Below are 14,327 nucleotides of genomic sequence, written 5' to 3'. Positions count from 1 at the left end.
GCAACAGAAGCAAAAAAGGACTAGGTGGGAAAGATAGCCTAGTCCTTTTCTCAGTGAGACAAAACCTAACACTGAAATCAATAGTTCATTTTCCTTTGAACGCGCCGTTGTTGTTTTCTGCGTTCCAAGGTCTATTGTCTACTTTATTTATATTACGATGCAAGAAAGGGAGGAGCTCTCATGGTATTTCAGCCGAGAGTAGAGGAAGAGCTTCAACTACACAGTACTACATATACAATCGGCGAGCACCCAGTCGCTCCTCATGTTCCCTATGGTCAGGAAGGGCGTCAAGGAATTGTCTATCAATTGATTTCCCAAAAAGAAGCAGCGTCTAGGTGGAAAGCATTAAAGGTGTTTCGTCATCAATATAAAGATCCGAAGCAGGTATATCTATCTGAACAAATCAGGGATTTTGCTACTTTCCCCGGGCTATCTGTATGTGATCGAGTTATATTAACACCTCAGCAACATGGGGAGATGTTAAGTAAGCATCGCGATCTGATGTATGCTGTGGTCATGCCCTGGATAGAAGGCCCTACTTGGATGGATGTCATATTAGATAAACGGGCATTAAGTCGAGCAGACTGCTTAACTTTAGCACGTTCACTAGCTAAAGTTTTATCGACGATGGAACAACAAGGATTGGCTCATTGTGATTTATCTGGTCCCAACTTAATTTTGCCAGGTCTAATTAAGGATCATATAGAAGATGACTTTTCCTATGTAGAGCTGGTGGACGTAGAGCAATTATTTGGACCGGGGTTGGAGCGGCCTGATGTCTTATTTGCAGCATCTCCTGGCTATTCTCTCCCACAAATCTCTCAGACAGGGTTATGGAGTAAATATGCGGATCGTTTCGCCGGAGCTATTTTGTTAGCGGAGATAGTAGGCTGGTATGATGAAGCTGTCAGGGAGGCAGCTTGGGGAGAAAGTTATTTCAATCCGGAAGAAATTCCTCACAGCGCAAAAAGATATCCGTTATTGTTAGATTCTATTCGAAATTATTGGGGGGAAGAGATTGCTTCCTTGCTTGATCGCGCTTGGAATAGTAAGGAATTAAACGAATGCCCAACATTTGGGGAATGGTTACTCGCATTAATGGATGTTGAAGAAGCAGGAGAATCAGGGTCCCAAAAACAGAGGATAACTGATAAATCACTGATACAGACGACCATACCGCAAGTGGTGATTCCTCTAACTGACCTTGAAACTGAACGAATGCTTGCTCCGGAAGTCTTGAAAGCAGGAGAGAACGCACAAGGTGATTTTGCGAATTTACCTGTTATATACAAAAAAATGGAACTAGCTAAGCAATGGGAAGAACAAGGAGAATGGGAACGTGCGATCGAAATCTATCGAACTGTGCAGAAGCAACTAGAACCACAGCATGCTCTAGCTCAAGATTTATGGATGATAATTGCTGAGCTTGAAACAAGAATAAAATCAACACAGCCTCTTAGAGAGGAGAAAGCATCCCAATCTACAGCTGCAAATAGAACGGAATTTCAGAGCAACATTGGTAAAAAACAGCTTGTAATAGGAATGGCTGTCGCCCTTTCCCTCGTAGCAGTAAGTGGGCTTATGTGGGTCCATGAAAGGAATAAGACGCAAGCAGTCATTGCAATGCAGATGGAACAACATGTAGAAAAAGAAAAACAAGACAAGGAAGCTCGGGAGCGTTTGGAAAAAGAGACCTTGGAACAGGGGAAGGTTACTAAAAAACTACAAGAGGTAGCCTTTCAGCAAGAGCAGCAAGCGAAAGCTGAGGGTGATACAAAAGCAAATGCAGAACAAGGGAAGAAAGAACAGACGAATGAGCAACAAACTCAAAAAATAGCAACTATCGTAAAAACAGAAAAGAACAAGAAAGATTTGCAAGTAAAGGAAGAAGCACAGCGAAAAACGAGAGCAGAGAAAGAAACACCTACTAAAATATCGTTACATACACAAGAGAAAGACAAGGTAGGGGTTCAGCCTAAAAGTAGCACTTCAAAACCGAAACAACCTACTCTTATCCCAAGAGAGAGAGCAGGGAAATGGGGATTTGTCGAGTTAGATTCAGTTGGAGCTACTAACATCGTGATTGACTATCAGTATGATTATGCATTGGCTTTTTCGGAAGGCTTTGCTGTAGTTAAGCAGAATGGTAAATTTGGCTATGTGAATACTTCAGGTCAGGTAGTCATTCCATTAAACTACGATTGGGCATCTAGCTTTCAAAATGGGAAAGCTACGGTAAAGAAGGACGGAGAGAATGTAGTAATTAATCCTCAGGGGATAGAATTACATATTGAATAGTCATTCTTATCTGTTTCAAAAGTCCTAATCTAGTTAGCTATCACCTCTTCCTGATGGCATAAGAAAATGACCCTATATCCCTTCCTGTAAGGGCTTAGGAGGAGAATTGGTGCTGATATTGAATAAGGAAGAGAATAAACAAGCCAGAGGAGGACTTCTGAGCCATGAATTTCGATTCTCTACGGATTTTTGTAAAAGTAGTAGAAAAGCAAAACTTCTCCCGTGCTGCCGAGGAGCTTAATCTGTCGCAACCAGCGGTCAGTCTACATATTCGTCACTTAGAAGAAGAATACGATACCAGCTTTATTATTCGTTCGCCAAAACATGTGAGGGTAACTAGAGCAGGAGAACTATTTTATCAGAAAGCAAAGCAGATTCTATATGCAGTAGATGAAACACGCCTGGAACTACAAGCCCTCAAGCAGGAAGTAAGCGGTCCCCTTTCATTAGGTGCAAGTTATACGGTTGGAGAGTATTTTTTGCCTCAGCAATTGGTTATGTATACAAAGGAGTATCCAAAGGTACAGACGCAGGTAAAAATTAATAATACTCGAGAAATAATTGAGGCATTAATAGATGAGAAAATTGATGTAGGATTAATTGAAGGATCTAGCAATAGCTTAGACGTTGATGTGCAAGTTTTTATGGAAGACCAATTGGTGTTGCTTGTTCCAAATGATCACTCTTTGGCACGAAAAAAAGTTGCGAACCTAGCAGATTTAGAGAATCAAGTGTGGATTTTTCGCGAGTCTGGATCAGGTACACGTGAGCAAAGCGATAGCATTATTCAAGAGCTAGGTATACATGTAAAGCGTTATTATGAATTTAGTAGTAGCCAAGCAGTTAAGGAAGCAGTAATGGCCGGATTAGGCATTTCAATTGTTTCAGGATTGATTGCGAAACGCGAAGTTTTTTTGAAAGAATGCAAAGCGCTAGCTATCAGTTCAAAGCGACACAAACGTCTTTTTTCGCTTATTACCAAAAAAGGTAGGCCCAAAAGCAGGGCGGCTCTCCTTTTCGAAGACATGATATTGCAATCTCCAGAGCTTGAGCAACAGAGTAAGAGATGAGATAATAGAGTGAAAATCATTCTTACTGATAACTGGCACTGGAGGGCATCTACATGAAATTCATTGACAATCAAGGCATCACTGACCCACGAATTAATCTAGCTATTGAGGAATATGCCTTAAAACACCTGCCGGCAGATGACGATTATCTGTTATTTTACATAAATGAACCATCTATTATTATTGGTAAAAACCAAAACACAATTGAGGAAATTAACGCAGACTATGTGGACGAGCATCATATTCACATTGTGCGTCGTTTATCAGGCGGTGGTGCGGTTTATCATGATCTAGGCAACTTAAACTTTAGTTTTATTACCAATGACGACGGAAAGTCATTTCATAACTTTAAAAAATTTACGGAACCAGTCGTAATAGCTCTAAAGGAAATGGGTGTGGAGGCTGAATTAAGTGGGCGTAACGATATTCAAGTAGGTGAACGCAAAATTTCTGGTAATGCACAATACTCCACAAAAGGACGTATGTTTAGCCACGGAACTCTCCTGTTTCACTCTGAAATGGAGAATGTTGTAGCTGCACTGAAGGTGAATGCGGCAAAAATTGAATCAAAGGGCATTAAGTCAATACGTAGTAGAGTTGCCAATATCACAGAATTTTTACAGAAACCAATGACGATTGAAGAGTTTAAACAACAAATTTTACAATCCATATTTGCTCAAGGTGAAGTGAGTGAATATGTGTTGACAAAAGAGGATTGGAAAAACATCCATGAGTTATCTAAGGAACGCTACCAAAATTGGGAGTGGAATTATGGAAAATCACCTAAGAGTAATTTTCAACAAACCAAACGCTTTCCGGTAGGAACGATTGAGCTTCGCCTCGATGTGGAAAAGGGAAAAATCAAACATGCTAAGATTTATGGTGATTTCTTCGGAGTAGGTGAAGTAGCTGATATTGAGCAAAAGCTCGCTGATATTCCGATGGAGAAGAAAGCTATCCGTGAGGTGTTGGAGTCGCTTCATTTACCGACCTATTTTGGGGCCATTACTGTCGAGGAGCTATTGACGCTGTTTTTTGATCATGAACAGGAATAGTGAACGTGTGAGGAAGTAGAATAGATATAAACCACGGTCTTATGAGAAGGCTTGTATAAAAAACAAGGTGTTGTATTTCACCTTGTTTTTTGCCATGTAAATAAAAAGCAGGTTAGCGACACCAACTTGCTAACCTGCTTGATAGGGAGATTTCATGTAAAACGTGTTAAGATAAGTATGATCTTACCTTCCTAGCTATGTAACGGCCTTTATTTTTGTTCCTTCCACCATGTATCAAATGGAGTAACTGGAAGATGTCGCTTGTGAGCCGTGCGTAGGAAACGTTGATCAATTTTTTCAGCAATATCACCTGGAACGGATTTCCCCTCCAAGTAATCATCTAATTGGTCATAGGACATACCAAGAGCTGTTTCATCAGGTAAAAGCGGCTTATCATCTTCAAGATCTGCTGTAGGTATCTTGACATAGAGGGATTCCTCTGCACCAAGAGCCTGTAGTAACTGTTTACCCTGTCGTTTGCTTAGGCCTGTGAGCGGTGTTACATCACAACCGCCATCTCCAAATTTAGTGAAAAAGCCAGTAACAGCTTCAGCCGCATGATCTGTTCCAATAACTAATAGTTGATAGTGGGCACCTAGATCATATTGAACTTTCATACGTTCGCGTGCTTTAATGTTTCCTTTAAGAAAATGAGATAATTGCTCCCCAGTGGCTTCCTCAAAGGCTTGCACGGAAGCATCTACAGCTGGTTTTATATTAACCGTTACCGTGCGATCAGGCTTAATAAAAGCTAGAGCACGCTGGGCGTCATCTTCATCTTGTTGAACTCCATATGGCAAACGAACAGCGATAAAGCTATAATCCTTGCCAGTCTCTTGTCGAATCTCTTCCACAGCTAATTGGGCGAGACGACCTGCTAGCGAAGAATCTTGTCCGCCACTAATACCAAGTACATAGCCTTTGGTGTGTGTCGCAAGTAGATATTCTTTTAAAAATTCTACTCGTGATCGTATCTCTTGTTGCGGATCGATGGTCGGTTGCACATCCAGTTCCGCTTGAATTTGTTTTTGTCGCATGCTTATCCCTCCATTGCTCCGACTCTCTTCTTTTATATTATATGGGTTTCCTTGCAAAGTAAATCTGGCAACAGAAAAACCTCCTTACCCGTCAACTGGGGCAGGAGGTTGTCTAATTCATGTACGCAGATGAATAAGTCGCACATAAAGATCATCGCTTATAAATGCGGAAAGTATTCCTTCCATCGACTACTGACCAATTTATCAATGTCTGGACGTGTCTCTACTTCCGCTGGGTAGAACGGTTTCATACGAGCATCTACGATTAATGGGCCCTCATAACGGATTTTATTGCGTACAATAGTTGATTTGGCATATAGATCGTTTGCTGGATCGAATCGAGTAAAGACGGTCCAGAGGAAGCTACTTTCCTTGCGGGAAATAGCAGCGTCATCAACGATACAAATCATCGGCCAGTCAGCTAAATGTTCATTCGCATAGGCTATTAACCCTTCACCTATTTGCGGATCATCTTCAAATTTTGGTCCTGAAATCACGAGACAACCGGGGCAAAAGACTTCCACATGCGGAAAACGCGGGATATCTGGTCCATTGTATGTGTGTAAAAGGTCACGAACAGGATCACCAATACCGAGCATAACCCCTTTGCTACCATGGTTAAATTTTCGTCCCGTATAATCAAGTGTATCGTTGGAGGTATCGTTGACAATCAATAGATCACGTTCGGGTTGGAAACGAGCTAACACGATCTCTAAGAACTTACTGAACTGAGACAGGTCACAGTGTACATCTGTTACCATCAAAAACTTAGTTAATGTGAGCTGACCTTCACCTAAAATTCTAAAAGCATGGGCCATTGCTTCTTTATAGTAGCTTTCGCGCACGATTGCACCTGCTAATGCATGAAAGCCAGTTTCCCCATATGTCCAAAGTGCTTTAACTCCAGGCATAACGACAGGGAAAAGTGGTGACAGCAGGCTTTGAAGGTATTCACCAATGAAGAAATCCTCCTGGCGCGGTTTCCCAACCACAGTAGCTGGATAGATCGCATCTTCTCTGCGCCACATTTGTTGCACATGGAAGACAGGGAAGTCGTGAGCTAGGGAATAATAGCCAAAATGGTCGCCAAACGGTCCCTCGGGTCGGCGAACATGTGGAGGGACAATACCACCAAACACGAATTCTGCTTCCGAAATAATTTTATGTGGATGATTATCTACTTCGGTCATTCCTAGTTTTTCTCCCATTAAGAGGGAGGAGAAAATAAGTTCCGGTACCATTTCTGGTAATGGAGCGATAGCAGAAACAATTAGAGCAGGTGGTCCTCCTACTGTCAGGGTTACCGGCAAAGCCCGATTACGTTTTTCCGCCTCGTAATAGTGGAAGCCACCACCTTTATGAATCTGCCAATGAATACCGGTTGTGTTTTCATCATATAGCTGAATACGATACATTCCCAGGTTGTGCTCTTTATTGACAGGATGCTCTGTGTAGACAAGTGGCAATGTAACAAATGGTCCCCCATCTTCATGCCAGCTAGTAATAGCAGGTAATTCGTTTAAATTTACATCTGTTGTATGTACCTGAGCGACAGGTGCATTTTTCAGAGATACGTTTTTTGTACCTGTCTTCATGACACTTAGCAAGGGATCACGCAATCCCCAAAGAGCAGAGAGCTTAGGGGGCATTAGTTTGTCCATATTATTTACTAATTGTTGAATAATCTTTTCCGGTTTTGGACCGAATGCCATATCGACCCGCTCACGGGTTCCGAAGAGATTGGTTACAATAGGAAAGCTTTTACCTTTAACATTCGTAAACAAAAGGGCTGGTCCTTGCTCATCAATCACACGACGATGAATTTCTGCCAGTTCCAAATAAGGATCGACAGGAGTGTCAATTTGGACTAGTTGTCCTTCATCGCGCAGTTGTTGGATAAAAGTTCGTAAATTTGTATGCATGAAAAGAGGTCACCTCATAATCTATCATCGCTTGTTGATATCTATTCCTAACTGTACACGAACTGGATGCATTGATCTAGCCTAAGATTGCACAAAATGAGCGAAATAGGGAGGTTTTTCGAAGAAGAATGTACTTTTCCTATGGGCATTGCACTTAATGGCTAGCTTCTCTTTTACTTGAGGCCATTCTGAATCAATAATGGAAAACATAACAGTATCACGGACATAGCCATACCAGACGCATATGCTTGCGTAGCGTTCTCTTATAGGTGGCACCGATTCGACGAATAGCACGTTGTGAGTTCTCGTTGCCCTTCCGACGTGTTGAAGTTCTGCTTCGTGTTCTGGTTGTAGTGGTTCGATTACCACGAGAGATCCTTCTAATTGAATGGGGTTAATAACGAGCACGTAATTCCCACCTATCTTAAGCGAAATTTCGAAATGTTTTTATTACAAGTAGAATAAAAAGTATTTATCAGAGAAGCAAATCTTTTATAGAGTGCTGTACATTTGCAGAAGGAGCTTTTTAGCGAAGGAGAGTGCACCTTCATGTGTAACTTTCACTCACATCGGGGAAACTAAGCCGATTAATCGGGAGGTGAGTAAAAACGATGTCCAGTAAGAACAACAAGTCGCAAAATAAGGCAAAAAACAGAGGTAAAACGCTAGATACAAACGATCAAAACAGTAATATTCGCGATAATGGAAACACCCATAAAGAATAGAAGGCTTGTAGAACACGAGAAAGTCCCCTTTTTAGCAAAATAGGAGGGGACTTTTATAAATCATCAATTCTATCATTTATTTTTGTAATAATGAGATTATTATAATTTGGAATGGATGTACAGCAATAGCAGGCTAGAACTGGGCAAAATGCCACCTAGAGGAAACATTCATGGTATAATAAAAATAAATCTACGGCAGATAGATGGGAAGAGACGGAGGCATACTTGTGGAAGACTCAATGATGCACCTACATGCAAACGAAGTGGTTCTTAGCACACAAGCATTTTTAATTTTGTGCCGTTTGTATGATAGTTTTTACGATGAATTAAGACAGCATGAACAACTAAATGAGGTGGCTGAAAAGACGGCGGCGGTTTTATTAGATGGCGTTGAAGCTTTAAAAGAACAGACGCAACCGCCTAAACAAGTGGTGATGGCGTTAGACTTCTCCAGTTTATTTTTAGTGAAAAAGCTGGTAGAACAAGCATACCGAGAAGTAAGAGAAGTACCAGAGCAAGCCAAGGCTCTGGGATGGTTAGAAGAGTGTATGCAGGCAATGAATAAGGGAATGATCACACATTAATGTGGCGGTGAATCACTTGGTGTGGATAAAGGACGCAGAATTTTTTGTGAAGAAAATCTATCTGTTTACAAATAAGTAGTGACGTGGTACTGTAAGAGCGAATTCAAAACTTAATAACTTTGTACCGAGCGGGGGCCGAGCTGTCGGCTGAGATTGTAACGAGATGTGTTACTGACCGTTGAACCTGATCTGGTTAATACCAGCGGAGGAAGAGGGCGCGAGAACAGAGTGAAGATACCTATGTTCTTTCAGATGCATACGAAACCATCCGCTACGGGTGGTTTTTCTTTTTGTAAAAACACAACCCGTAGCTGATTTATAGTATACATCAGCAAAAGCAGTAAGTTGGAAAACGTAATCAACTTTCTATCAGCCAGTTCAGCTTAGCCTCCGCTATCTATTCGGTACCATCCGAAAAAGAAGCAGAGGCTTTTTTTACGTCTTTTCATGCATGTTCCCAGTTAGGATCGGTTTGGAGGTTAGTGTAACAGCACAAGAGACATGCATGTGAAAATATTTTTGCGAAGGGAGTTGAATTTTTGCGAGCACGATCACTTCATCTCATTACCACAGGGTGCCAAACGCTCGGAGAAACGTTGCCTATTATTCAGAAGGCAGAGCAGGCAGGAGTTGATTATCTTCACATCAGGGAAAAACAGCGCACAGCACGTGAAATAGAAGAATGGATCAAACTCCTGTCGGATGTATTTCCAAGGGAACGAATCATTGTGAATGATCGTGTAGATTTAGCAATTGCTTATCATTGTGGCGGTGTACAGCTAGGACAGCATAGCATGAGGGCCAGCTTGGCAAGTCGCATACTGTCCTCGGATCAATTGCTGGGGTGTTCGATTCATAACGAACAAGAATGTTTGTCTGTACAGGCGGATTTACAGCCAACTCCTGACCAGCACAGTTCATCGTCAGGGAATGTCTTTTTCCCAAGACGTATTCCAATCTTTGTTTTAGCAGGTCATGTCTATGTAACAGAATGCAAGCCCGGTGTAGAAGCGCGTGGTCTTCCGTTTGTAACGCGAATGAGAAAACTGCTAGCTTCTAACATATCACTGATCGGGATAGGCGGAATAACTCCTCAGCGTGTAAAGGAAGTAATAGAAGCTGGAGCGGATGGCATCGCTGTTATGTCGGGTATCATGCGGTCAACACAACCACAAAACAGGATAAAAGAGTATCGTGAACAGCTTGATGAATCAGCAGGATATTTTATCCGGTAGTTGTTCCTATCCATTCCTTTTTTCAATTCAGTGGACCAAACGATTGAAAAAGGATGAAGAGGAAAAACATTCACGAATTAAAACGAGGTGGATACCCTTGCAAACTAACACTGTACAGATTCAAGTTAATGGGAAAACAACTAGTGTAGAGAAAAATACGACTATGGAACAATTGCTTATCCAGTATGGATTGGAGCAAAGAATTCTGGTAGTTGAACACAATCAGATCATCCTTGATCGTTCCAGCTATGCCCAAACAACCATTATGGATGACGATCGAATAGAAATCGTTCATTTTGTTGGAGGAGGATAAAACGATGACAGATACAACTTTACGAATTGGACAGTATGAATTTACCTCACGTTTTTTAATTGGTACGGGGAAATTTCGTGATTTGGAAATTCAGAGAGCAGCAGTGACGATCTCTGAAGCACAAATTATTACATTTGCAGTTCGTCGATTAAATTTGGAGAAAGTAAATGAGCCCACTTTTTTAGAATCCCTTGACCTCTCAGCGTATACACTGCTTCCCAATACGGCAGGAGCAACAACCGCAGAGGAGGCAGTACGCATTGCGCGTTTAGCAAAAGCAAGTGGCTTATGCGACATGATTAAAGTAGAAGTAATTGCCGACCAAAAAACATTATTGCCAGACCCAATAGAAACCCTGCGAGCATCTGCTTTATTGGTGGAAGAAGGTTTCACTGTCTTAACCTACACTAATGATGATCCTATTCTCGCACGGAAATTACAAGAAGTAGGAGTTCATGCCGTAATGCCAGGTGCATCACCGATTGGCTCTGGCCAAGGTATTCTTAATCCCTTGCATCTTAGCATCATGATGGAAGAGGCAACAGTTCCTATCATTGTAGATGCTGGAATTGGTTCACCATCAGATGCGACCCAAGCGATGGAGCTAGGAGCTGACGGCGTATTATTAAATACAGCAGTAGCGTTAGCAAACGACCCTGTACGAATGGCTGAAGCGATGAAGCTAGGAATTCAGGCTGGCCGCAAAGGTTTTTTAGCAGGTCGCATTCCCCGTAAACGCTATGCTTCTGCCAGCAGTCCGAAAGAAGGCATGTTGACATGAAGCTAGCTCGCCTAGCTACCTTATATCAAAGGTGGAGTATCTATTTGGTAATAGGTAGTCAAGACTGCGGGAACTCCGTTGAAAACATGTTTCGTATTTTGACAGATGCTCTTCAAGCAGGAGTCGGATGTGTTCAGTGGCGAGAAAAGGGAGCTGGTTCCATCACCGATGCTACTCAAAGAGAGAAAATTGCGATCCGTATGAAAGAGCTATGTCATACATACAATGCCATTTTTCTGATTAACGACGATGTGAGCTTGGCCTGCAAGGTTCAGGCTGACGGGGTTCACGTAGGACATGAGGATATGCCGTTTGCTCAAGTTAAACAATTGGTTTCTCCTGAGATGATCATTGGAATATCAGCCGGTAATTTAGAGGAGGCTCGGATCGCTCTTACGCATGGAGCTGACTATTTAGGGGTAGGGCCTATGTATGCATCTAAAAGTAAAGCGGACGCTGGGGAGCCAATTGGTCCGAATGGACTTACGTCTATTCGCAAATTTGTGGGTGGGTATCCCATTGTAGCTATAGGCGGAATTAGGCCAGAACATGCTAGCTACTTGCGAAAAAGTGGAGCAGATGCTATCGCGGTCATTTCAGCGATTACGCAGGCACCTAATACGAAAAAAGCAGTGCAGGATTTCATTTATCATTTTCATAAAAATCACCGTTATACATGAATTTGAATAAGGGGGCGTAAGCAGATGAATACGCGAGAAATAGAAGTAGCTTCTTTTACAGAGCTTTTGTACACAGAAGCCAAGCCGATTTGGGAAAAGACACATCTTCACCCTTTCATTACTGGCATTGCTAATGGAAATCTACCGGTCTCTGCGTTTATCCACTACATGAAGCAGGATTATCTCTTTTTACAGGAATATGCAAAACTGTTCGCGATCGCGAGCGTTAAGGCCAATCGGATCGACTGGAGCGGTCGATTTGCTCAAATCATGACATCAACATTACAAGAGGAGATGTCCTTGCATCGCGGATATGCTCAACGACTAGGCATTTCCCACAATGAATTAGAAACGGCCGAACCGTCATTCGTCATGCTTGCCTATACAAGCTATATGCTACAGATAGCTCATCAAGGAAGCTTGGGAGAAGCGGTAAGTGCCTTGCTTCCGTGCATGTGGAGCTACCAAGAAATCGGTAAAAGATTAGCGCAAAAATCGGGAGTAATCGATCATCCGAAGTATGGAGAGTGGGTGCGGATGTATAGCTCGGATGAATTTGCTGTCTCGACAGACTGGCTCAAAGGTGTACTTGATGAGATTGCCCGTGACAGTAACAAACAGGAGCTTGCTCGAATGAAACAACATTTTATCGCCACATGCAAAATGGAGTATTTGTTTTGGGATATGGCTTATTTGGAACAGATATGGCCGTAATACAAAGGCAAGGTGGTCAAAAGATCAAAAAAAAGGTCTGGCAAAAGAACTGGAATGTGGGATGGTTTTTCGCTTCCTTATGCACTTTCCTCTTGTTATGGGAAGGCGGGTGTCGCTTACTTGAGCTACCTAGATTCATCTTACCACCACCTTCTGTTATTGCTGTTGCTTTCTGGGAGATACGCAGTCAGCTGTTGACTACACATCTGTGGATTACGTTACAGGAAGCGTTGGTAGGCCTCGTAATCTCGATATTCGTAGGAACGGGAATTGCCATATGTATGCATCTACATGAGGGAGTGAAAAAGGTAGTGTACCCTCATGTTATTATCTCGCAAACCATTCCTATTTTGGCTCTCTCGCCCGTTTTCATGATGTGGTTTGGCTATGAGCTACCGGGAAAAGTAGCAATTGTCGTACTGTTCACCTTTTTTCCAATCGTAGTAAGCACGTATGACGGATTGCTTGTTACGGATACCGAACAGCGTAACTATTTTCGCATGATTGGAGCAAACCGTTGGCAAATTTTTTGCAAATTAGAGGTGCCTAGTGCGTTGCCTTCCTTCTTTAGCGGAGTTAAGGTAGCAGCCACCTTTAGTGTATCGGGGGCGACAGTGGGTGAATGGCTAGGGGCAAGTGCAGGTCTCGGCTATTTTGGCAGGCGAGCTTCCGGTAATTTTCAGGCACCTGCTCTATTTGCTTCTGTCCTTTTATTATGTTTGCTGGGCATTGGTTTATTTTTGGTTATGAATCTGTTGGAACAACGCTTTCTAACCTATAATCGTAATCGAAAAGAGACCCGACAATAATCTGTTGCGGATGAAACATCTAGATATAAGGGAGAAAATCAAATGAACAAATCAATTGAATATAGAAGGGTATATGTAAAAAAATGGCTACTAATCTTGTTGGCTGGCATTAGCGTGTTAGCTACAGGTTGTGCTTCTAATGTTACACCTGCGAAAGAAAATGTAGCTACCTCTACTTCAGATGTCAAACCACCAGTGAAGCTCACAGTTGCCCTAGATTGGTATCCTAACGCTGTTCACAGTTTTTTATATGCAGCAGAATCACAAGGTTATTTTCGCGATGCTAATTTACAGGTGGAGCTAAAAATGCCTTCGGATGCCAATGATCCATTGAAGCTGGCAGCTACTGATAAGGTAGATATGGCAATTAGCTACCAAACGCAGGCAATTCAGGCTAAGGCGGAAGGATTACCAATTAAATCGCTAGCGGCTATCGTTCGTGAACCGTTGAATGTATTAATGGTAAGGGCGGATAGTACCGTTCAAGGACCTAAGGATTTGGCTGATAAAAATGTGGGATATCCTGCTCTTCCACTCGATATTGAGGTTGTAGGGCATATGGTGGAAACTGACGGAGGAGATTCATCAAACATTCGTTTTACTGATATTGGTTTTCAATTAATCCCAGCTCTCTCCACTAAGCAAACAGACGCTACCATTGGTGGGTATATAAATCATGAGCAGTTGATCTTAGAAAAAAACAATGTGCCTGTTCGTCTGTTTCGATTGACTGATTATGGTATACCTCGATATTATGAATTGGTGCTGGTCACAAGTGACCAGACGGTAGTACAAAAGCGAGAGGCACTAGATCGCTTCCAGAAAGCGATACAAAAAGGGCAAGCTTACGTTGTTTCTCACCCAAAAGAAGCACTGGAAGGACTATTACAACACGAAGCCAAAGAATTTCCTTTAGATAAAGAGATTGAACAAAAAAGCCTTGAGATCCTACTCCCCATGATGGATGCTAAGGGCCAACCTTTTGGGAGCCAGGATACAGCCCAATGGCAACAGGTCATTAATTGGATGGCAGCTAAGAAGCTGATTCCAAAGACTTTCTCAGCCCAGGAGATTCTTCCTGTAGAAAAATGATGTATAATTAAG

The 14,327-nt window shown here is 42.2% G+C and carries 14 protein-coding genes and 1 riboswitch; of the genes, 11 read left to right on the top strand and 3 right to left on the bottom strand.

The genetic code is table 11. From position 1 onward, the window contains the following. The first annotated feature begins 180 nt into the window (after window positions 1–180). From ACQV1I_RS15575 to ACQV1I_RS15565, 3 genes are all read left to right on the top strand, one after another. Entirely contained in the window at window positions 181–2,298 is a 2,118-nt protein-coding gene (locus tag ACQV1I_RS15575) for a WG repeat-containing protein (protein ID WP_116334077.1), read from the top strand. Between the two features lie 164 nt (window positions 2,299–2,462). Then, the gene (locus ACQV1I_RS15570) at window positions 2,463–3,368 is read left to right on the top strand and encodes a LysR family transcriptional regulator (RefSeq protein WP_116334076.1); all 906 of its coding nucleotides are present in this window, start codon (window positions 2,463–2,465) and stop codon (window positions 3,366–3,368) included. 53 nt (window positions 3,369–3,421) lie between these two features. Further along, window positions 3,422–4,423, top strand: coding sequence for a lipoate--protein ligase (locus ACQV1I_RS15565; RefSeq protein WP_116334075.1), 1,002 nt, complete (start codon window positions 3,422–3,424; stop codon window positions 4,421–4,423). Between the two features lie 209 nt (window positions 4,424–4,632). On the opposite strand, the gene nadE is transcribed toward ACQV1I_RS15565, so the two are convergent. From nadE to ACQV1I_RS15550, 3 genes are all read right to left on the bottom strand, one after another. Continuing rightward, on the bottom strand, window positions 4,633–5,460 hold the full coding sequence (nadE, locus tag ACQV1I_RS15560) for an ammonia-dependent NAD(+) synthetase (RefSeq protein ID WP_094699661.1): 828 nt from the start codon (window positions 5,458–5,460) through the stop codon (window positions 4,633–4,635). 158 nt (window positions 5,461–5,618) lie between these two features. Continuing rightward, entirely contained in the window at window positions 5,619–7,382 is a 1,764-nt protein-coding gene (locus ACQV1I_RS15555) for a UbiD family decarboxylase (RefSeq protein WP_116334074.1), read from the bottom strand. A gap of 81 nt (window positions 7,383–7,463) precedes the next feature. Next, complete coding sequence (locus ACQV1I_RS15550) at window positions 7,464–7,790, bottom strand: hypothetical protein (protein WP_236645789.1); 327 nt, start codon at window positions 7,788–7,790, stop codon at window positions 7,464–7,466. A 544-nt stretch (window positions 7,791–8,334) separates the two neighbouring features. Here ACQV1I_RS15550 and ACQV1I_RS15545 point away from each other — a divergent pair. The 8 genes from ACQV1I_RS15545 (at window position 8,335) to ACQV1I_RS15510 (ending at window position 14,315) form a co-directional block, all read left to right on the top strand. After that, window positions 8,335–8,691 (top strand): hypothetical protein, encoded by a 357-nt coding sequence (locus tag ACQV1I_RS15545; RefSeq protein ID WP_018670532.1) that lies wholly within the window; start codon window positions 8,335–8,337, stop codon window positions 8,689–8,691. A gap of 118 nt (window positions 8,692–8,809) precedes the next feature. Then, window positions 8,810–8,919, top strand: a riboswitch (TPP riboswitch). A 311-nt stretch (window positions 8,920–9,230) separates the two neighbouring features. Continuing rightward, window positions 9,231–9,926 carry a thiamine phosphate synthase gene (locus ACQV1I_RS15540; protein ID WP_116334073.1) on the top strand — a complete coding sequence of 232 codons (696 nt, stop codon included), beginning with the start codon at window positions 9,231–9,233 and terminating at the stop codon, window positions 9,924–9,926. A 97-nt stretch (window positions 9,927–10,023) separates the two neighbouring features. Further along, on the top strand, window positions 10,024–10,239 hold the full coding sequence (gene thiS, locus ACQV1I_RS15535; protein WP_236645788.1) for a sulfur carrier protein ThiS: 216 nt from the start codon (window positions 10,024–10,026) through the stop codon (window positions 10,237–10,239). A 4-nt stretch (window positions 10,240–10,243) separates the two neighbouring features. After that, entirely contained in the window at window positions 10,244–11,020 is a 777-nt protein-coding gene (locus ACQV1I_RS15530) for a thiazole synthase (protein ID WP_018670535.1), read from the top strand. Beyond that, window positions 11,017–11,700 (top strand): thiamine phosphate synthase, encoded by a 684-nt coding sequence (gene thiE / locus ACQV1I_RS15525; protein WP_094699666.1) that lies wholly within the window; start codon window positions 11,017–11,019, stop codon window positions 11,698–11,700. The genes ACQV1I_RS15530 and thiE overlap by 4 nt, the downstream gene beginning before the upstream one ends. 24 nt (window positions 11,701–11,724) lie before the next feature. Next, the gene (gene tenA, locus ACQV1I_RS15520) at window positions 11,725–12,414 is read left to right on the top strand and encodes a thiaminase II (RefSeq protein WP_116334072.1); all 690 of its coding nucleotides are present in this window, start codon (window positions 11,725–11,727) and stop codon (window positions 12,412–12,414) included. Continuing rightward, window positions 12,378–13,223, top strand: coding sequence for an ABC transporter permease (locus ACQV1I_RS15515; protein ID WP_236645787.1), 846 nt, complete (start codon window positions 12,378–12,380; stop codon window positions 13,221–13,223). The genes tenA and ACQV1I_RS15515 overlap by 37 nt, the downstream gene beginning before the upstream one ends. A gap of 42 nt (window positions 13,224–13,265) precedes the next feature. Next, a complete protein-coding gene (locus ACQV1I_RS15510; RefSeq protein WP_116334071.1) occupies window positions 13,266–14,315 on the top strand; it encodes an ABC transporter substrate-binding protein in 1,050 nt (349 codons plus the stop codon). Window positions 14,316–14,327 lie beyond the last annotated feature (12 nt).

Source organism: Brevibacillus sp. JB24b, from assembly GCF_051713385.1.
Classification (GTDB): Bacteria; Bacillota; Bacilli; order Brevibacillales; family Brevibacillaceae; genus Brevibacillus_B; species Brevibacillus_B laterosporus.
The sequence above is the reverse complement of the archived record's forward strand: the minus strand, read 5'-3'. Positions and strand labels throughout refer to the sequence as shown.